General features: G+C 36.6%; 20 protein-coding genes. 11 read left to right on the top strand and 9 right to left on the bottom strand.

Going from position 1 to position 18,702, the window contains the following annotated elements; translation table 11 throughout:
• The first annotated feature begins 2 nt into the window (after window positions 1–2).
• Genes gldI through C8C84_RS08295 form a run of 3 tightly spaced genes read left to right on the top strand, consistent with a single transcriptional unit; the run spans window position 3 to window position 2,870 of the window.
• Complete coding sequence (gene gldI / locus C8C84_RS08305; protein WP_121313091.1) at window positions 3–569, top strand: gliding motility-associated peptidyl-prolyl isomerase GldI; 567 nt, start codon at window positions 3–5, stop codon at window positions 567–569.
• 10 nt (window positions 570–579) lie between these two features.
• Window positions 580–1,626, top strand: a complete 1,047-nt coding sequence (locus C8C84_RS08300) for a peptidylprolyl isomerase (RefSeq protein WP_121313090.1) — start codon at window positions 580–582, stop codon at window positions 1,624–1,626.
• A gap of 23 nt (window positions 1,627–1,649) precedes the next feature.
• Window positions 1,650–2,870 carry a peptidylprolyl isomerase gene (locus tag C8C84_RS08295; RefSeq protein ID WP_121313089.1) on the top strand — a complete coding sequence of 407 codons (1,221 nt, stop codon included), beginning with the start codon at window positions 1,650–1,652 and terminating at the stop codon, window positions 2,868–2,870.
• A gap of 49 nt (window positions 2,871–2,919) precedes the next feature.
• Here C8C84_RS08295 and C8C84_RS08290 read toward each other — a convergent pair whose 3' ends face one another.
• The 6 genes from C8C84_RS08290 to C8C84_RS08265 form a co-directional block, all read right to left on the bottom strand.
• Window positions 2,920–4,368 (bottom strand): APC family permease, encoded by a 1,449-nt coding sequence (locus tag C8C84_RS08290; RefSeq protein WP_121313088.1) that lies wholly within the window; start codon window positions 4,366–4,368, stop codon window positions 2,920–2,922.
• Between the two features lie 129 nt (window positions 4,369–4,497).
• Window positions 4,498–5,271: a nucleoside triphosphate pyrophosphohydrolase gene (gene mazG, locus C8C84_RS08285; RefSeq protein ID WP_121313087.1), complete on the bottom strand. Its 774-nt coding sequence runs from the start codon at window positions 5,269–5,271 to the stop codon at window positions 4,498–4,500.
• A gap of 111 nt (window positions 5,272–5,382) precedes the next feature.
• Window positions 5,383–5,895 carry a DUF5606 domain-containing protein gene (locus C8C84_RS08280; RefSeq protein ID WP_121313086.1) on the bottom strand — a complete coding sequence of 171 codons (513 nt, stop codon included), beginning with the start codon at window positions 5,893–5,895 and terminating at the stop codon, window positions 5,383–5,385.
• A gap of 123 nt (window positions 5,896–6,018) precedes the next feature.
• Window positions 6,019–6,606, bottom strand: coding sequence for a peptide deformylase (gene def, locus C8C84_RS08275; protein WP_121313085.1), 588 nt, complete (start codon window positions 6,604–6,606; stop codon window positions 6,019–6,021).
• 30 nt (window positions 6,607–6,636) lie between these two features.
• On the bottom strand, window positions 6,637–7,053 hold the full coding sequence (gene ruvX, locus C8C84_RS08270; protein WP_121313084.1) for a Holliday junction resolvase RuvX: 417 nt from the start codon (window positions 7,051–7,053) through the stop codon (window positions 6,637–6,639).
• Between the two features lie 7 nt (window positions 7,054–7,060).
• Window positions 7,061–7,972, bottom strand: coding sequence for a copper resistance protein NlpE N-terminal domain-containing protein (locus tag C8C84_RS08265; protein WP_121313083.1), 912 nt, complete (start codon window positions 7,970–7,972; stop codon window positions 7,061–7,063).
• A 201-nt stretch (window positions 7,973–8,173) separates the two neighbouring features.
• Here C8C84_RS08265 and C8C84_RS08260 point away from each other — a divergent pair, with 201 nt between their 5' ends.
• Window positions 8,174–9,013, top strand: a complete 840-nt coding sequence (locus C8C84_RS08260; protein WP_121313082.1) for a 2,3,4,5-tetrahydropyridine-2,6-dicarboxylate N-succinyltransferase — start codon at window positions 8,174–8,176, stop codon at window positions 9,011–9,013.
• A 16-nt stretch (window positions 9,014–9,029) separates the two neighbouring features.
• Entirely contained in the window at window positions 9,030–10,079 is a 1,050-nt protein-coding gene (locus C8C84_RS08255) for a glycosyltransferase family 9 protein (RefSeq protein WP_121313081.1), read from the top strand.
• Here C8C84_RS08255 and C8C84_RS08250 read toward each other — a convergent pair.
• The 3 genes from C8C84_RS08250 to C8C84_RS08240 are packed head-to-tail and all read right to left on the bottom strand — an operon-like array spanning window position 10,069 to window position 12,680.
• Window positions 10,069–11,013, bottom strand: a complete 945-nt coding sequence (locus C8C84_RS08250; RefSeq protein ID WP_121313080.1) for an NAD(P)-dependent oxidoreductase — start codon at window positions 11,011–11,013, stop codon at window positions 10,069–10,071. The genes C8C84_RS08255 and C8C84_RS08250 overlap by 11 nt on opposite strands.
• 3 nt (window positions 11,014–11,016) lie before the next feature.
• Complete coding sequence (locus C8C84_RS08245; RefSeq protein ID WP_121313079.1) at window positions 11,017–11,835, bottom strand: glycosyltransferase family 2 protein; 819 nt, start codon at window positions 11,833–11,835, stop codon at window positions 11,017–11,019.
• Window positions 11,836–11,861: 26 nt separating this feature from the next.
• Window positions 11,862–12,680, bottom strand: a complete 819-nt coding sequence (locus C8C84_RS08240; protein ID WP_121313078.1) for a glycosyltransferase family 2 protein — start codon at window positions 12,678–12,680, stop codon at window positions 11,862–11,864.
• A gap of 139 nt (window positions 12,681–12,819) precedes the next feature.
• On the opposite strand from C8C84_RS08240, the gene C8C84_RS08235 reads away from it, so the two are divergent.
• The 6 genes from C8C84_RS08235 to C8C84_RS08210 all read left to right on the top strand — a co-directional run bounded on the left by C8C84_RS08235 (window position 12,820) and on the right by C8C84_RS08210 (window position 18,657).
• The gene (locus tag C8C84_RS08235; protein WP_121313077.1) at window positions 12,820–13,668 is read left to right on the top strand and encodes a glycosyltransferase; all 849 of its coding nucleotides are present in this window, start codon (window positions 12,820–12,822) and stop codon (window positions 13,666–13,668) included.
• Window positions 13,669–13,672: 4 nt separating this feature from the next.
• Window positions 13,673–14,359, top strand: coding sequence for an NTP transferase domain-containing protein (locus C8C84_RS08230; protein WP_121313076.1), 687 nt, complete (start codon window positions 13,673–13,675; stop codon window positions 14,357–14,359).
• Complete coding sequence (locus C8C84_RS08225) at window positions 14,359–15,402, top strand: CDP-glycerol glycerophosphotransferase family protein (RefSeq protein ID WP_121313075.1); 1,044 nt, start codon at window positions 14,359–14,361, stop codon at window positions 15,400–15,402. Before C8C84_RS08230 ends, C8C84_RS08225 begins: the two co-directional genes overlap by 1 nt.
• A complete protein-coding gene (locus tag C8C84_RS08220) occupies window positions 15,403–15,969 on the top strand; it encodes an L-threonylcarbamoyladenylate synthase (RefSeq protein WP_121313074.1) in 567 nt (188 codons plus the stop codon).
• A 103-nt stretch (window positions 15,970–16,072) separates the two neighbouring features.
• Entirely contained in the window at window positions 16,073–17,494 is a 1,422-nt protein-coding gene (locus C8C84_RS08215; RefSeq protein WP_121313073.1) for a CCA tRNA nucleotidyltransferase, read from the top strand.
• A 143-nt stretch (window positions 17,495–17,637) separates the two neighbouring features.
• Entirely contained in the window at window positions 17,638–18,657 is a 1,020-nt protein-coding gene (locus tag C8C84_RS08210) for a COX15/CtaA family protein (RefSeq protein WP_121313072.1), read from the top strand.
• Window positions 18,658–18,702: the final 45 nt, after the last annotated feature.

Below are 18,702 nucleotides of genomic sequence, written 5' to 3'. Positions count from 1 at the left end.
ATATGAAAAAGATAACCCAAATTGCCGTTTTACTAATAGTTTTTGCAGCAGTGATCAGTTGTAAACAACAACAAGCTCGTATGCCAATTTCACGTTCATCAGGTACTTTTATGAAAGAATCCATAGAGCGAAACAAGAAAATGATTGCCGGAGAAGAAGCCAAAATTGATTCAATTATCAAAAGCAATCCGAAGATAAAATACTTCGCTTCCAAAAAGGGCTATTGGTACCATTATGAAACCAAAAATGAAACCGATACGCTTCATCCCAAAAAAGGAGATGTAGCCAATTTTGACTACGAAATCAAAGATTTAAAAGGCAATGTCGTTTATTCTGAAGTAGAATTAAGACCACAAACTTATGTCGTTGACAAACAAAATATCATGATGGGATTACGCCACGGCATCAAGTTAATGCGTAAAAACGAAAAAGTTACTTTCTTATTTCCATCACACATGGCTTATGGCTATCATGGCGACAACAAACGAATTGGTTCCAACGAACCTTTGATTTGCACCGTAACTTTGCACGATTTTAAACCAGAAACTAAATTAAAAACCGAAAATTAATTACATCCAAATGAACAAATCAATTTGTCTTTTTGTATTGGCTTTCTCTTTAATGGTAAGCGCTTGTAAAAACGAATACAAAAATTTGAAAGACGGTTTATATGCCGAAATTATCACCCAAAAGGGAACCATTATTTTAGCACTAGACTATAAAAAAGCACCTATTACTGTCGCCAACTTTGTGACTTTAGCAGAAGGAAATAATCCATACGTAATGGAAGATTTAAAAGGGAAACCATTTTACAACGGAACTGTTTTTCACCGTGTTGAAAAAGGATTTGTAATTCAAGGCGGCGATCCTTACGGAAATGGCTCAGGCGATCCGGGTTATATCTTTAAAAATGAAATCAGTGATTTAAAACATGACAAAGCAGGTATTTTGGCCATGGCTAATTCCGGTCCTGACACCAATGGCTGTCAATTCTACATCACCCAAAAACCAAAGCCTGATCTCGACGGTAATTACAGCATATTCGGTCACATCGTTGAAGGCATGGATGTTGTAAACTCAATTGCTATAAACGACGAAATGATTGAGGTGAACATTATCCGAAAAGGAGAAGATGTAAAGAAGTTTGACGCAGTAAAAGTATTCTCTGATTTTTTCAAAAAACAAGAATCTACAAAAGACCAAAAAGCAACCTACTTTAAAGAGTTAAAAAAGTCAGCTACAAAATCGCCTTCAGGCTTGGAATATAAAATCGTACAAACTTCTTCGTCAGAAAGCCCAAAACCAGGAACGACTGTAACAATCAATTACTCCGGTTTCTTAGAAGATGGAACGCTTTTTGACACCAGCGATACTGATGTTGCTAAACAATTCGGGAAGTATGATGAGCAAAGAGCTTTAGAAAATGGGTATTCAAAAATACAGTTTATCATAGGTGGTCAAAATCAATTAATTCCGGGATTTGTTGAAGGAATAGAAAAATTAAAAGTAGGTGAAAAAGCAGTACTTTTCATTCCGCCTAGTTTAGGATACGGAGAACAAGGTGCCGGAAAAGTAATTCCACCCAATGCCAATATCATTTTTGAAATAGAACTTTTAGAAAAATAAATACCAACAAAATAAATTTAAACATGAAAATAAAATTCAGTATTCTTTGCTTACTTGTTATTGGATTGACAAGTGGTTTTGCACAAACCAAAAAAAAACCGGTAGCTACTAAAGCAACACCGGTAGTTCAGGCAAAAAAGCCTGCAACAAACAATGCTACAGATGGTATTTTTGCTGAAATCGAAACGGATAAAGGAAAAATTCTTTTGCAATTAGAATTTCAAAAAACACCTATTACTGTAGCCAATTTCATTTCATTGGTAGAAGGAACCAATACTTTTATCGCAGATGAAAAGTATAAGGGCAAACCTTTTTACGACGGATTGAAATTCCATAGAGTAATAAACGATTTTATGATCCAAGGTGGAGATCCTGCAGGAAACGGATCAGGCGGACCTGGTTATGCTTTTAAAGACGAAATCGTTGCTGACTTAAAACACAACCGTCCTGGTGTATTGTCTATGGCCAATTCCGGACCAAAAACCAATGGCTCCCAATTCTTTATCACGCACAAAGAAACTCCTTGGTTAGACGGTAAGCACACCGTATTCGGTTATGTTATCCAAGGTCAGGATGTAGTAAACGCCATCAAGCAAGATGACATGATTAAGAAAGTAACCATTACACGAAAAGGTGCTGAGGCCAAAAAATTTGATGCAACAAAAATTTTCGCTGATTATATGGCTAACAAAGCCGGTGATGAAGCAAAAGAAAAAGCTCTTACAGCAGAAAATAAAAGAAAACAACAAGAAGCAGAAGAACAAAGAAAAGCTGAATACAAAGCCAAATACGGATCTGTTTTAGCCGCAAAAGCCAAATATTTAAATGATGTAAAAGCGACTGCGACTGAAACAACTTCAGGGTTAAAGTATAAAATCATCCCAAATGCAACCGGAAAAAAACCAGCTGAGGGAACCAATGTATTTATTCACTATGCCGGTTATTTAGAAGATGGATCTTTATTTGACAGTAGCTATGAAAATGTTAACAAAGAATTTGGCAAATTCGACGAAAACAGAGCCAAACAAAATGGTTACCAACCTTTTCCTTTTCAATATGGTAAAAAAGAGGGTTTAATCCCCGGTTTTATAGAAGCCTTAAACATGATGAATTTCGGCGATAAAATTATAGCCTTTATTCCATCAAAATTAGGTTATGGAGAAAGAGGTGCAGGAAATGTTATTCCGCCTAACTCTAACATTATTTTTGAAATTGAAATGTTAGAAGCTGCTCCAGCCAAATAATTTTCAATTGTTATTATAAAAAAGAGTCCCGAAATTCGGGACTCTTTTTTTATACTTTTTTATTCATAAACAAATAATAGACCGGTATTCCTAAAGCCACTATGACCAAACCTAATCCGGTATTTACGGTATCATAAATCAATAAAGCAACACAAATCGCTGCTGTTATAATAATATACAGAGCCGGAATGATTGGGTAACCAAAAGCTTTGTATGGTCGTTCCGCATCGGGTTCTTTCTTCCTCAAAATGAATATGCCATAAATGGTTAGTATGTAAAACAGTAACGATGCGAAAGTAGCATAAGTCAACAAATCGCCATATCTTCCGGATATACAAAGAATACAAGCCCAAAGACATTGGAACCAAAGCGCTCTTTCCGGCACATCGTGTTTATTCAATTCGCCTGCTTTTTTAAAGAACAAATTGTCTTTCGCCATAGCATAAAACAATCTGCCACCTGATAAAACCAAACCGCTGTTACAGCCAAAAGTCGAAACCATAATCAAAGCGGCCATGACAAAAACACCAATATTCCCCATAATCATATTGGCAGCCGCCGCACCTACTCTATCTTGCGCAGCAAACATGATTCCGTTTTCAACCACTGAGCCGTCAGGATTTCCGGTTAAAGGCAATAAAGCCAAATAGGCAATATTGGCCAAAATATAAATGATGGTTACAATCAAAGTTCCTAAAAACAAACTCCTTGGTATGTTTTTCTTTGGGTCTTTAATTTCACCGGCAATAAACGTTACATTATTCCAAGCATCACTTGAAAATAAAGAATTGATAATCGTAGCGCCGATGGCACCTGCTATGGCAATGCCCGTAAGTTTTGTGACCGTAACTGTCTTTGTGGTTTCATCAAAAACCGTTTTACTGGCTTCCCAAGTGTTATTAAAATTATTAGAAAAAGCATCAGTACTGAAACCTATGTACAACCCGAAACCTATTAAGGCGAAGAGTGCAATTAATTTGGCAGAAGTAAAAACCAACTGAATTACCTTTCCGTTTTTAACGCCTTTAGTGTTGATATAAGTTAATAAAACAACACTTAACATTGCTAGAACTTGACTGTTTTTAAACACAAAAGAATCACCTATTCGGAAGATTTCGTCCTGTAAAATCGGAAAGAAAACCGCAGTATAATTGGCAAAAGTCACAGCCACTGCAGCAATAACTCCGGTTTGAATTACTGTAAAAACTGTCCAGCCATAAAGAAAAGAAGCCAGTCTTCCATAAGCTCTTTGGATGTAAACAAATTGTCCTCCGGCGGTTGGCATCATTCCTGCTAATTCGCCATAGCTTAAAGCGGCTGACATCGTTAACAAACCGGTGATTAACCACGTAACCAATATCCAAGCGGCCGAACCTAAATCGCGCGCCATGTAAACGGTTACTACAAAAATACCGGAACCTATCATGGAACCGGCAACTATACTGGTGGCGTCAATTAGCCCAAGGGAACGTTTTAATTCGTGTTTTTGTTCAGACATAAAGTTGGTTTTGTTTGGTTGGTTAATTTATTTTTTCGCTGCGCTCCAAACTGTCGGCTGCGTCTCGAGTCAAATATAGTGAAATAGATGAAAGGGAAAAGGGATAAGGGATAAGTCAAAAAAAACGTTTTACAACTTCTTCGCCTCTTCCCAAAAAATATCCATTTCTGCCAAAGTCATATCCATTAGAGGTTTTCCTAATTCACCTGCTTTGCTTTCGAGGTACATGAATCGCTTCATGAATTTTTTATTCGTACGTTCCAAAGCGTCTTCGGGATTGACTTTTAGGAATCTGGCGTAATTGATCATTGAAAATAAAACGTCACCAAATTCGGCTTCCATTTTGTCTTGATTGCCGGCTTTTACTTCAACCTGAAGTTCATTTAACTCTTCTTGAACTTTATCCCAAACCTGATGTGGCTCTTCCCAATCGAAACCAACACCTTTGACTTTGTCTTGAATTCGGCTCGCTTTTACTAAGGCCGGCAAGCTTTTCGGAACACCTTCAAGTACAGACTTTTTGCCTTCTTTGAGTTTGAGTTTCTCCCAATTTTGTTTCACTTCTTCTTCATCGGCCACAATCACATCTCCATAAATATGCGGATGTCTATCGATTAATTTATCACAAATACTGTTCGCTACATCGGCTATATCAAAGTCGTTGGTTTCGCTTCCGATTTTGGCATAAAAAACAATGTGCAACAACAAGTCGCCCAACTCTTTTTTGATTTCTTGTAAGTCATTGTCCAAAATGGCATCACCCAATTCATAGGTTTCTTCAATCGTCAGATGACGCAGACTTTCGAGCGTTTGCTTTTTGTCCCACGGACACTTTTCTCGCAAATCATCCATAATATCCAATAATCGACCGAAAGCTTCAAGTTGTTGTTGTCTGTTGTTCATCGTTTAAAATTTACTTTGTCAGTTAGGCCTTATGGCCTCGTGTGTATAAAAATAAAAAATCCTATCATTGAATTTCAACAATAGGATTTGTATTTATAAAGAAGTAATTAACTATTCTTCTTTCTTAGTTGCTTTTTTGGTTGTTTTTTTAGCTTTAGCTTCGCTCAATTCGGCTTTGCCTCGAGTTACTTCTTCCACTACTTCTTCTTTAATAGCTTCAGCGTTCTCAACTTTTGGTTCTTCTTTAGAAACCAAACCTTTTCCTTGAAGAATATTATACCAGTTCAATACTTTTTTAATATCCGAAGCGTAAACTCTTTCCTCATCGTAATCAGGCAGAATTTCTTTGAAATAGGCAATTAGTTTATTGTTGTCTTCTTTGTGAGAAATTGCCGGACCTTCATTTTCTTTGATAGCAATCGCTCTCATGATATCAGCTAAAGGTTTTTCTTCGCTATAAGTATACATCGAAATTTCAGAAAGCAAACTTACATTACTTCTCATTCCAACAGTGATTTTCTTTCCGTCTAATAACGATTCTGCTAAAAACCCGGAACGAGTTTGCAATTTCAATTCGAATAAACCCGGTTTTCCGGCAATAGCTAATATTTTCTCTACGTTCATTGTATAATTTTAATTAGGGCACAAATATAAATAATAAAAATCCCAAAGTTCAAAAAGCAAAATCCATTTTAAGTTAAATTTAATAATGCCGTTTGGTTTTTCTTTTTTTGGAATTTGAAGAAACTATCTTCCTTTTTTGTTGGCAAATTTCATTCGGTAATCAGGAAAAGCTTTGCCATCCATGATATTTTGCAATTTCTTCTTAATCAATGTTTTTTTCAAAGTCGAAATTTTATCCGTAAACAATACACCTTCAATGTGGTCGTATTCGTGTTGGATCACACGAGCGATCAATCCGTCAAAGACTTCTGTTTTTTTGTTGAAATTTTCATCACAATATTCAATCGTGATTCTTTCGTTGCGGTAAACATCTTCGCGAACATCAGGAATACTCAAACAACCTTCGTTAAAACCCCATTCTTCGCCTTCTTCTTTCAACATTTTAGCATTGATAAAAGTTTGTTTGAAGTTTTTTAACTGCACTTGTTCTTCTTTAGATAAATCATCGCTGTCGCTAAATGGTTCGGTATCAATTACAAATAATCGAATGGCCATACCAACCTGTGGCGCAGCCAAACCAACACCATATGCATTGTACATGGTATCATACATATTGGCGATAATTTCTTTAAGATTTGGATAATCGGGCGTGATTTCTTCGCCGACTTTTCTTAAAACTGGTTCGCCATATCCGTAAATAGGAATAATCATTTCTGAATTTTTTTTGCAAAAATAAGGAATTTAAATCATTTTTCTTGTCAAATAATCCTGAAGCAAAATCGTTGCGGCGATTTCATCCACCAAACCTTTATTTTGTCTTTGTTTCTTTGACAAGCCACTGTCAATCATGGTTTGGAATGCCATTTTGGAAGTAAATCGCTCGTCTACTCTTTCGATTTTCATTTCTGGAAAAGCCGAAGTAAAATTAGTTACAAACTTTTCAATCATTGGAGTACTTTCCGAAGGCTGCCCGTTCATTTGTTTGGGTTCGCCAATCAAGACTTTAGCCACATTTTCTTTGGAAAAATAATCTTTTAGAAACACAATTGCCGTTTCAGAAGGAATCGTAGTCAAACCCGACGCAATAATTTGCAACTCGTCGGTCACCGCTATTCCTGTGCGTTTCATTCCATAATCGATGGCTAGAATTCTTGGCATTCTTTTGTTATTTTGTGGGCTCAAAGGTAGCCAAAATTGTCGCTTTCCCTTTGTGCAACTTTAGAATATTGTCTTTAATGGTGTATCGGTCTGTTTCTTCGAGCACTTTTGAAAAACGATTTTCTAAATCCATATTCGGACAAGCCATTCTGGTCATAGCAACATAAGAAAAAGACAAACCAAAAGCTGACGGCATCACATAACTTCCCATCATTGTATTACAACCGGCATAAGCTGAAAATCTTCCGTCTTTAGAATTCAACTTAAGAAAGTAGTCCTTCTTCCCTTTTTGGTCCACCACTTTTCCGTTTAAGGTGATTAGTTTCCATTTGGTTTCTGCTAAAGTAGCTTTGCCTATAGCAGGATTTACTTTCTTGATCACGGTTTGTGATTCTATTCTATTATTCAAATCTACGGTTGATTTATTTTCTTGGGTTGTTTCAATAGCTGTGTTATTGTCTGGCTGTTTGGCTAAAATGTAGGCAGGTGCCAAATCGCCACTGATTTTTTTACCCGACAGATCCAATTGAGTCAAAGTATTTTCACCTACAAAATATTGATTGGGACCATTTTCAACATTCTCTAAAATAAGTGTATTGCCGGCTTGGTTCCAAGAAAAATTCCCTTTTTGTTCAAATATCTTATCTCCTTTTCCTTGGTATTTGGTTTTGATATTATAAGTATTGTTTTCATTGATACAAATAATCGTTTCCAAACCTTCACAGTCAGCACAAGGCAAAATTCCTTTATAGGTTCCGATGTAATCCAATGAATTTTTGGCATTATGTGCTTCTACATTATCCAACGAATCTACTTTGGCTATAGAATCTTTTGTAGCAATGTTGCTATCTGTTGTCTGTTTTTTACAGCTTATAAAAAAGCTTAACAATAAGGTAAAAAGTAAAAGTCTTGCTTTCATAAGCTTACAGATTCATCATGTTAAATTGGTCGAGACAAACTTACTTATTCTACCAACTACTAGTAGGAATTTAACATTTTTTTGATACAGTAGCCACAAGAAATAAATGCTTTGTTACTTTCTAAAATTGAAACTATCTTTGCTCATTCGAGTCTCGTTCTGAAGACGAGACGAACTGTACAAAGTAAAATAAATAAAAACATGACAACACTACAAAATATCATTGAAAAAGCTTGGGACAACCGCGCTTTATTACAAGAAGAAACCACTACTACAGCCATCAGAGAAGTTATTGCATTACTTGACGCCGGAACTTTGCGTGTCGCAGAACCAACTGCCGATACTTCGTCTTCGCTCAGTACAAGTTCTTGGCAAGTAAACGAATGGGTAAAAAAAGCTGTAGTGATGTATTTTCCAATCCAAAAAATGGAAACCTGGGAAGCCGGGATTTTTGAATACCACGACAAAATGTTATTAAAAACTGATTATGCTGAAAAAGGAATCCGAGTAGTACCACCGGCAACAGCTCGTTATGGCGCTTATATTTCAAAAGGTGTAATCTTGATGCCAAGTTATGTAAACATCGGGGCTTATGTTGATGAAGGAACGATGGTAGATACTTGGGCAACTGTTGGTAGTTGTGCCCAAATCGGGAAAGACGTTCACCTTTCCGGTGGTGTTGGAATCGGTGGCGTTTTAGAACCATTGCAAGCCGCTCCGGTTATCATTGAAGATGGCGCTTTTGTAGGTTCAAGATGTATCGTTGTAGAAGGCGTTCACGTGGGTAAAGAAGCGGTGCTTGGTGCCAATGTTTGTCTAACCGCATCCACCAAAATCATCGACGTAACCGGAAGCGAACCAATAGAATACAAAGGATTTGTTCCGGCACGATCGGTAGTGATTCCGGGAAGTTATACCAAATCTTTCGCTGCAGGCGATTACCAAGTACCTTGTGCTTTAATCATTGGAACCCGTAAACCTTCAACCGATTTGAAAACATCTCTGAACAATGCTTTGAGAGAATACGATGTTGCAGTTTAATCTTTAATACAGACAGATGAAAGTACTGGTAATTCAAATCAAAATGATTGGCGATGTTTTGGCCAGTACTGTCATTTGTGAAACCATCAAAAGAAATCGTCCCGAAGCCGAAGTACATTATCTGATTCAGAAAAATACTTTTGCCGTAGTCGATAACAATCCATTTATTGACAAGGTAATTTTCTTTGAACCCGAAGAACACAAAGGTTTCAAAAATCTATACCAATTCGGAAAGGAATTAAAAAAAGACCATTACGATATTGTTATCGATGCTTATTGTAAATGGGATAGCATTTTGCCAGCGTATTTTTCGGGTGCTAAAATGATTGTCGGGCATTACAAATGGTACACTACTTTTTTCTACACTAAAACCGTAGTTCCTGATGCCGATTGCAATGCGACGGCCAATGCTTATCGCTTATTGCTTTCCAAAACCGCTTTAGGTAAAGAAGTCGACATGATTTATCCGCAAATTCATTTGAGAGCTGAGGAAATTGAAAAAGCCAAAGCTGAGATCAATGCTAATTGTGACACTTCAAAACCGATTTTTATGATTGGTATTTTGGGTAGCGGAAAGAATAAAAGTTTACCACCAAAATACATGGCGGAAACGTTGGATATCATAGCTAACACCGCAGCTGTCCAAATGCTTTTTAATTATATGCCGAATCAATTCGAAGAAGTAAAAGCGATTTATGATTTATGTTTGCCTTCAACGCAGGCCAAAATCAATCTGGAGTTTTATGCTAAAAGCTTAAGAGATTTTATCGCAATTCAATCACAATGCGATGCTTTAATTGGCAACGAAGGCGGTGCGACCAATATGGCGAAAGCTTTAAATATTCCAACCTTTACGATTTACGCACCTTGGATTAACCGAACTTCATGGAATATCAAAGAAGAAACCGGTTTCTACGACATCGTTCACTTGAGTGATTATGAGCCGGAATTGTATCAAAAGCACGCCAAAAACTACAAAGCATTAGCCTTTGAATGGTATGAAAAATTAAAACCGGAATTGTTTGCAGAAAAGTTGAAACAGTTTGTCCTTCGAATTACGAAGTAAACTTATCCAAATACCATTGTACTTGTTGTTCTAAACCTTTTTTGAAGGTGACTTTGGGTTCGTAACCCAATAGTTTTCGGGCTTTATCAATCACCGCAGAAGTTCTTTCCTGATCGCCTTTTCGAGCTGGCTTGTGGTCGATAATTAAGGTTTTATTCATGATTTCTTCAACCAAATTGATACCTTGTTGTGTCGTGTGTACTTCGTCTGTTCCTAAATTGATGATTTCGCCATTGACAATAGCTTCTTTGCCAATAATAGCGGATAAACCATCAACAATATCGCCCACAAAAGTAAAACTTCTTTCATGCTTCACGCTGCCTTCAAAAAGTGGAAAAGGCTTGTCAGTATATAGGTTTTCAATCAGTTTGGTATACAATTTTTCCGGACGCTCTCTTGGTCCGTAAACAGAATACAATCGAATGGAACAAGCATTTAATTTTCCCAAACGCTGCAATCCCAACACCAATTGTTCCGCTGCCAACTTCGTACTTCCATAAAAGGAAATCGGTTTTGCCGGGACGTTTTCATCCACATTCGCCACCAATCCGTATACGGAAGACGTTGCAATATTGATAAAGGATTTTAAATTCGGATTGTATTGTAAAACCGCTTCGAGTAAATTTTGAGTGGCAAAAATATTATTGGTCACATAATCACTCAAAGGCGTTTCAGCTGAAATTCCGGGTTGTGCCGCTAAATGATAGATATAATCATAAGGTATTGAAAAAACCGGCTGCAGATTGTCATTCAAATCAATTTCGAAAACTTGAATTCCTTTAGCTTTCAAATCGGATGCGTTTAAGCGTTTTAGCGCCGGACTGTAATAATCATTAAAATTATCCAAACCAACCACTTCATGACCTAAATCATGTAGTTTTTCACAAAGATGTGACGCAATAAAACCTGCTGCTCCGGTGACTAATATCCTCATGAACTATGCTTTATCCTTTTTAATGCCAAAAGGTGTCCAAACTATTTTTTGGTCTTTTACTTCTTTTCGAATTGCCAAGTTGGCCGCCAAAGATTCGGGCGTTTTGTAACCTCTTGGATGATCTAAATGTAAAACTATGGCTTTATGGCGAATTTGTTTTCCTTTGATGCCATTATTTTCCAAACGCTCACCAAATTCTCTATCCGGACCGCCATATTTCATTCGCTCATCATAACCGTTAATCGCAATCATGTCTTCTCTGAATCCCGAGGAATTGCAGTTGTTAAATGAAGCATTGGTTGGCGAAAAGAAATCTAAAATATTCGCGGATAAATCAGTGGCACCGATTTTTAATTTATTAGAAAGGTTCAACTTATCAATGCTTTTGAGCCATTTCAAGTTAAAACATCTTCCGGAAAGTATATCGTCTTTGGAAATTTCCGAACTCAATTTCATCGATAATTTGCAATATCCACCGGAAAGAAACGTTCCTTTTTTGGCATATTTAGCATGAATTTCGACAAAGTCTTTTCTCGGAATACAATCACCATCAGTCATTAAAATATATTCATGCGAAGCTTCCATTATCGCTACGTTCAAGATTTCCTGACGGCGATATCCTAAATCCTCGTGCCACAAATGACGCACCGGAACCGGATAATTTTTAGCATAACTATCAATCAATTCCTTGGTTGAAGGTCTTGATCCATCGTCGGCAATAATCAATTCAAAATCTTTGTAAGTCTGAACGCTGTAGCCAATCAATACTTTTTCTAACCATTCTTCGGCATTGTAAGTACTAACGATAACTGATATTTTCATAGTTGGAAATTATATTGCAAAGGTAATTATATTTTCAATTTATCAATCCCATTCTCGATTCGGATTACGTGGTGTTTTTTGTTATAACGTCGGATTTCCATATTGTGCCTGATTTTTTCTTCATTGGCATAACCTCTGGCGTGGTCTAAATGCAGACAAATAGCACTGTAGCGAATTTGTTTTGACAACATTCCGTTATTGAACATGCGTTCGCCCAATTCCCTATCCATGCCGCCATAATCCATTTCTTCGTTGAAACCGTTGACATCTAATATGTCTTGCTTAAAACCCGAAGAATTGTGTCCGTTCCAAGAGCGTTTTGTTGGTGTCAACCAATTCATAAACGCGGCAATAAATCTATTGTGTGTAAGTTTGGAAACTTTAAAATTGGCTTTCAAACCTTGTTGGAGCAGCCAAGAAATTTTAAAACATTTTTGGCTTACAATATCTTCATCCGAAATCGCTTTAGAAATGCTCATCGGCAACTTAAAATATCCGCCGGAAAGAAAATAACCTTCCTGTTTTTGCTTGACATGAACCGCTACATAATCCTGGCGTGGAATACAATCGCCATCAGTAAAAAGCAAATAATTGGAGTTGGATTTGAGTATCGCTTTATTTAAAATCCTAGACTTTCTAAAGCCTTTATCTTCGTGCCAAACGTGTAAAATTGGGTATTGAAATTGACCTTGAAAAGACGCAATAATGTCAGCCGTTTTAGAAGTCGAACCATCATCAGCAATTACTACTTCGAAGTCTTTTTCGGTTTGAACGGTAAAGCCCAAAAGTACTTTGCGCAACCATTCTTCCGAGTTGTAAGTCGTAATAATAACTGATAATTTCATCTAAATATAAAAATGGAAATTACACTTTTTTGGGCAACCACCATTTATTTTTTGGGATATTTTTTAAAGCAATTTTCTTGGTAAAAGTAACCAATTGGCTTTTAGACTCAAACAAATTGATTATTTTTGGAAAAAAAATATGATTTTTGAGCATTACCTCATTACCAGATTCAATTTAAAAAACCCCAACTGGAAGTTCACTAAGAACAACGAATTGCTTCTGAATGATCAATGGATGGATGAAAGAATTGAGTTGTTTGCGAATTTTTGCTTACCATCAGTAGCTTCGCAGACAAATAAAAATTTCAAGTGGTTGCTTTATTTCGACACTGATACTTCCGAAAAACATAAAAACCTAATTGCCCAATTAATCCAACCGCATTCCTTTATTGAAGCCTATTATATCGATGGTATGCCGATGTTGGTCGAAACGATTAGAAATTATATATCGACTAACGTCAAAACCGAATATTTAATCACCTCCAGAATCGATAATGACGATAGCATCAACAAGAACTTTATTGATGTCATTCAGTCGAAATTTGACCAACAAGAACATTTGGCCATCGATGTGACTTTAGGCTATACTTTGAATTTATCGCCTTTGATGATTGGCAAAAAAGAGCATTTGTTCAATCCGTTTATGAGTTTGATAGAGAAAAGCGCCAATGCCAAAACCGTTTGGTTTTACGACCACAATATGTGGAAAAAAGAAAAAAACATCATTCACCTTTCAGATCAAAGACTTTGGATGTCGAACATTCATGAGAAAAACAAAGTCAATGAATTTGACGGTTATGGTAATGTGAGTTGGGCCAAAGTGAGTCAGGATTTTATCCTTTCACCCGAAAAGAATGCCGAAATTGCATCCAAAATAATTCCACAATCAAAATGGTTGTATTTAAGTTTTAAGAACCAACTTTATGTTAATTTTGGCTTTTATTTAAAACTCGTTAAAAAGAAATTAGGACTTTATAAAATCAAATAGCAATATGAAAATTGTAATTCTCGCTGCCGGAATAGGCTCTAGACTTGGAAATCCATTCCCGAAACCTTTAACGACACTTGATGACGGTAAAAGTATCATGGAAAAACAAATCGAAAATATCACACAATACTTCGACATCAATGACATTTTCATCGTGGTTGGTTTTAAAAAAGAACTGATTATGGAGCGATTTGACGAAGTGGCTTATGTGTATAATCCGTTGTTTGATTGTACCAATACGTCTAAAAGTTTGCTAAAAGTCCTGAAAAAATTCAAAAACGAACCGGTACTTTGGTTCAATGGCGATGTGGTTTTTGATGCCAAATTGCTATCCGAATTGATGCCGGATATCAAAGAAAATAATTCTTTCGTAGCGGTAAATACTTCCCGAGTTTCCGACGAAGAAGTAAAATATACCTTAACCGATGGCTATATCGACGAATTGTCTAAAGTGGTAAAAAACGGTTTGGGCGAAGCGGTTGGTATTAATTTTATTGGTTCCAATGATTTGCAGCATTTCGTAACCCGTTTGGAAGAAGTTGATGACAATGATTACTTCGAAAGAGGTTTAGAATTGGCCATCCAATTGGACAACTTGAAAATCAAACCGATTGACATTTCTAAATACGATTGTATCGAAGTGGATTTCAAAGAAGATTTGGCGAATGCTAATCAATTATTGAAAAAGTAATGAGAACAGTGCTATTTTGTGAACATGCGTATGCTTTTGGAATTTTAGAACCGATAGCCGATGTGTTGAAAGCAAAGCAATACGACTATGTTTGGTTCACGACCAAAGCTTTAGCACCTAAGTTTCCTTTCAAAAACGAACCACATATCAGTAGTATGTCTGACTTGAGGAAGTTCAAAAGCGATTGTCTTTTCATTCCAGGAAATTACGCACCGTTCTACATTCGTGGTTATAAAGCACAGGTTTTTCACGGTCTGGCCGGAGAAAAAGCGTCGCATTTTAAAGTCCGTGGTTATTTTGATGTTTACCTAACTCAAGGTCCGTATTTCACGGATAGATTCAACGAAATCAAAGCCAAACATCAAAACTTTGAAGTCATAGAAACCGGTTGGTGCAAACTCGATGTCTACGAAAAAAACAAAACAAGTTATTTAGCAGAAAAGACCGAATTGCTTACTGAACACAACGCCAAAAAGTTATTAGTCTTTGCGCCTACGCACAATGTCAGTATGAACTGCGCGCCATTTTTGATTGAAGAGTTTGAAAAATTAGCCACAAATAAAGACTATCTGATTGTGGTGAAATTTCACGATTTGACCAAACCCGAAGTGATGACAGCTTACGAGGAATTAGCTTCAAAGCTCGACAACATCGTGATGTCAAAAGACCCAAATATCAGCAAGCTGATTTACATTGGCGACTTACTGATTAGCGATACTTCTTCGGTGGTTTATGAGTTTATTTTGTTAGACAAACCGGTATTGACCTACAAATCAAAAGCAGAAAATATTCTTTGGGACGATGCCAAAGAGTACACTAATTTAAAAGAAAAAGTCAAGGAAAATTTGACCATTGATAATTTCAAAGACCAAAGAGCCAAAGTAATTGCCGCTTACAATCCGTATCACGATGGCAAATCATCCCTTAGAATGATTGAAGCCGTAGAGAAAATGATAGCTGAAAAAGGCGTTCCTAAATGGCGTAAAATGGGCATCGACAGAATGATAGAATCCATCAAGATTTTCAATATAAAAAACCGTTAAATGAATCTCAACGAAGAAGTACACAAAGCCTTTGAAGTCATCCAAAATGGTGGCATCATCCTTTATCCAACCGATACTGTTTGGGGAATTGGTTGTGATGCTACAAATGTGGAAGCCATAAAAAAAATCTACGCTTTAAAACAACGCGAAGAAACCAAAAGCATGATTGTGTTGATGAATGGCGAAAAAATGATGTACAACGTTTTTAAAGACATTCCTGAAGTCGCTTGGCAAATTTTGGATTTATCCGAAAAACCAACGACCTTAATTCTTGATAATCCGCGAAATGTAGCACCAAATATCGTCGCTGAAGACAAAACCCTTGGCGTGCGAATCGTTAAAGAACCATTTTGCTTCAAATTGATGGAACGCATGAAAAAACCATTGGTTTCCACTTCGGCTAATATTTCCGGAATGTTTACACCAAAATCTTTTAAAGAAATTAGTCCCGAAATTATAAAGGGTGTAGACTATGTAGTAAATTTGCACCACGAAAAAATCTGCGATAAACCATCGACGATTATTAAATTAACTAGTGATAGTCAGGTGACGATTATTCGAAAATAAGAAATAAGCCTATTTTGTCATTTCGACGAAGGAGAAATCTCATCCAGTGATTTTTATTATGTGATTTCTCCTTCGTCGAAATGACAAAACCGAAATAGAATAAATGAATTATACCAAAGCATTAGACAATCCGATATTTAAAATTATAGCACAAGCAAGTCAAGAACTTAACCTTGAAAGTTATGTGATTGGTGGCTTTGTCCGTGATTTTTTACTACAACGCGATTTCAAAAAAGACATTGATGTGGTTGCCGTTGGTTCCGGAATTGATTTGGCTATGAAAGTTTCTCAATTATTACCGAACAAACCTAAAGTTCAAGTTTTCAAAAACTACGGCACAGCGATGTTGCGTTACAAAGAAATTGATATCGAATTTGTTGGCGCCAGAAAAGAAAGTTACACGCATGACAGTCGAAATCCTTTGGTGGAAAACGGCACTTTAGAAGACGATCAAAACCGTCGTGATTTTACCATCAACGCCTTGGCTTTTTCTTTGAATCTAAATAATTATGGTGAATTAGTTGATCCATTTAATGGTTTAACTGATTTGGAAAACAAACTCATCAAAACGCCTTTAAATCCGGATATTACGTATTCCGATGATCCGTTGCGAATGATGCGTGCCATTCGTTTTGCGACGCAATTAAACTTTACGATTGAAGAAAAATCTTTGCAAGCGATAACCGATAATAAAGACCGAATCAAAATCATTTCCGGTGAAAGAATTGTGGACGAATTGAACAAAATTCTGGAAACACCCAAACCGTCGATTGGTTTTTTACATTTATACAAAACCGGCTTACTCGAAATCATTTTACCCGAATTGACCGCGCTCAACAACGTAGAAGAAATCGAAGGCCATACGCACAAAAATAACTTCTATCATACTTTGGAAGTCGTTGACAATATTTGCCCGAATACCGATGATGTTTGGTTGCGTTGGGCAGCTTTGTTACACGACATTGGCAAAGCACCAACCAAACGTTTCAACAAAAAACAAGGCTGGACATTTCACGGACACGAATTTTTAGGCGGAAAAATGGTCAAAAAAATCTTTGAAAGATTGCACATGCCATTGAACCAAAAGATGAAATTTGTCCAAAAAATGGTGATGATGAGTTCGCGACCAATTGTATTATCAGAAGATATAGTAACCGATTCGGCTGTGCGTCGTTTGGTATTTGATGCCGGAGAAGATGTGGACAATTTGATGACACTTTGCGAAGCGGATATCACAACTAAGAATCCAACGAAATTCAAAAAATACCACAACAATTTCGATATCGTTCGTCGAAAAATTATTGAAGTCGAAGAACGCGATCATGTGCGTCAATTTCAACCGCCCATTAGTGGTGAAGAAATCATGGTTCTGTTCAACTTACAACCTTCAAGAGAAATTGGTGTATTAAAAGAAGCGGTAAAAGAAGCTATTCTGGAAGGAGAAATTCCGAATGAATATCAAGCCGCATATGATTTTGTTTTGGCGAAAGCGGAAAAAATGGGGTTGAAGAAAGTTACTGAGTAGCTAAGTTACTAAGTGGCTAAGTCAGACCATTTTCTCAAAAAAATTAATAAATTATTATAATTTGTTTTTAGTCGAAAAAGACAAAAGCAATATAAATTTGCAACTCAGTTACTGAGCCACTCAATAACTCAGCTACTCAAAATATGAAAAAAGACAAATCAGTCATTTATTGGCTACTTTCCGGTTGTGTTTTAGTGTTTATTATGGTCGTGGTTGGCGGAATTACCCGTTTGACGAACTCGGGTTTATCGATGACCGATTGGCATTTGGTAACCGATACTTTTCCACCGATGAGTGACCAAAAATGGCAAGAAGCTTTTGACGCTTATAAACAATTTCCGGAATATCAAAAAATCAATATTCATAATGATTTTCAGTTGGATGACTACAAATTCATTTACTTCTGGGAATGGTTTCATCGTTTTATCGGTCGAATAATCGGCTTAGTTTTTATCATTCCGTTTGTATATTTTTTAATCAAAAAAAGAATCGACAGCGCAACTTTAAAAAAATGCTTTATCCTACTCGGAATGGGCGCTTTACAAGGTTTCTTTGGTTGGTTTATGGTAAAAAGCGGTTTGGTAGACAATCCTGATGTGAGTCATTTTCGCTTGGCTTTACACTTAACGTTTGCTTTTGTTACTTTTGCTTATACACTTTGGGTAGCTTTGGATTTAATTTATCCTGATAAGAAATTTGTTTTGGTTGATTTGAAAAAGTTAGCCAGAATAACAATGTTTTTCTTAATCGCTCAAATCATTTATGGTGGTTTCGTTGCCGGATTAAACGCCGGATTAGTTCACAACCATTGGCCACTGATGAGTGACGGACAGTTTTTCCATGACAGTATTGCTTTGGAGAAAGACAGTTGGTTACTACGTTTAACTGAAGGCAAAAGTGGCGTGCAATTCGTACACAGAACTATGGCTTATATAGTGGTTGGTTTGATTTTATTCTTATATCTCAAAAGCAAAAAATATGTACTTTCAGCCCAACAAAAAAATGGTTTGAACGCTTTGGTTTTATTGGTCTTTATCCAATTTGCTTTAGGAGTTTTCACTTTGTTGTATGCTGTTCCGCTTTGGCTAGGATTGATGCATCAAGTGATAGCTTTCTTTTTATTGACGGCAATGACTTACACCTTACATCGCCTATCAAAATAATACGCTTGCCCAGACTATATTGTCGTAATTCTTGTTTACCAACTT

Source organism: Flavobacterium sp. 102 (genome assembly GCF_003634615.1).
In the GTDB taxonomy this organism is placed as follows: domain Bacteria; phylum Bacteroidota; class Bacteroidia; order Flavobacteriales; family Flavobacteriaceae; genus Flavobacterium.
Note: the sequence above shows the minus strand (reverse complement) of the source record. Positions and strands in the feature narration are given on the sequence as shown.

Bases quoted from the DNA above. Each gene is read 5' to 3' on its own strand.
- C8C84_RS08230 (WP_121313076.1), top strand. From the start codon at position 13,673: ATGAAAATTGTAATTCTCGCTGCCGGAATAGGCTCTAGACTTGGAAAT.
- C8C84_RS08220 (WP_121313074.1), top strand. From the start codon at position 15,403: ATGAATCTCAACGAAGAAGTACACAAAGCCTTTGAAGTCATCCAAAAT.
- C8C84_RS08225 (WP_121313075.1), top strand. From the start codon at position 14,359: ATGAGAACAGTGCTATTTTGTGAACATGCGTATGCTTTTGGAATTTTA.
- C8C84_RS08300 (WP_121313090.1), top strand. From the start codon at position 580: ATGAACAAATCAATTTGTCTTTTTGTATTGGCTTTCTCTTTAATGGTA.
- C8C84_RS08210 (WP_121313072.1), top strand. From the start codon at position 17,638: ATGAAAAAAGACAAATCAGTCATTTATTGGCTACTTTCCGGTTGTGTT.
- C8C84_RS08235 (WP_121313077.1), top strand. From the start codon at position 12,820: ATGATTTTTGAGCATTACCTCATTACCAGATTCAATTTAAAAAACCCC.
- C8C84_RS08245 (WP_121313079.1), bottom strand. From the start codon at position 11,835: ATGAAAATATCAGTTATCGTTAGTACTTACAATGCCGAAGAATGGTTA.
- C8C84_RS08215 (WP_121313073.1), top strand. From the start codon at position 16,073: ATGAATTATACCAAAGCATTAGACAATCCGATATTTAAAATTATAGCA.
- C8C84_RS08280 (WP_121313086.1), bottom strand. From the start codon at position 5,895: ATGAACGTAGAGAAAATATTAGCTATTGCCGGAAAACCGGGTTTATTC.
- C8C84_RS08260 (WP_121313082.1), top strand. From the start codon at position 8,174: ATGACAACACTACAAAATATCATTGAAAAAGCTTGGGACAACCGCGCT.
- C8C84_RS08250 (WP_121313080.1), bottom strand. From the start codon at position 11,013: ATGAGGATATTAGTCACCGGAGCAGCAGGTTTTATTGCGTCACATCTT.
- C8C84_RS08240 (WP_121313078.1), bottom strand. From the start codon at position 12,680: ATGAAATTATCAGTTATTATTACGACTTACAACTCGGAAGAATGGTTG.
- gldI (WP_121313091.1), top strand. From the start codon at position 3: ATGAAAAAGATAACCCAAATTGCCGTTTTACTAATAGTTTTTGCAGCA.
- C8C84_RS08290 (WP_121313088.1), bottom strand. From the start codon at position 4,368: ATGTCTGAACAAAAACACGAATTAAAACGTTCCCTTGGGCTAATTGAC.
- mazG (WP_121313087.1), bottom strand. From the start codon at position 5,271: ATGAACAACAGACAACAACAACTTGAAGCTTTCGGTCGATTATTGGAT.
- C8C84_RS08265 (WP_121313083.1), bottom strand. From the start codon at position 7,972: ATGAAAGCAAGACTTTTACTTTTTACCTTATTGTTAAGCTTTTTTATA.
- def (WP_121313085.1), bottom strand. From the start codon at position 6,606: ATGATTATTCCTATTTACGGATATGGCGAACCAGTTTTAAGAAAAGTC.
- C8C84_RS08295 (WP_121313089.1), top strand. From the start codon at position 1,650: ATGAAAATAAAATTCAGTATTCTTTGCTTACTTGTTATTGGATTGACA.
- ruvX (WP_121313084.1), bottom strand. From the start codon at position 7,053: ATGCCAAGAATTCTAGCCATCGATTATGGAATGAAACGCACAGGAATA.
- C8C84_RS08255 (WP_121313081.1), top strand. From the start codon at position 9,030: ATGAAAGTACTGGTAATTCAAATCAAAATGATTGGCGATGTTTTGGCC.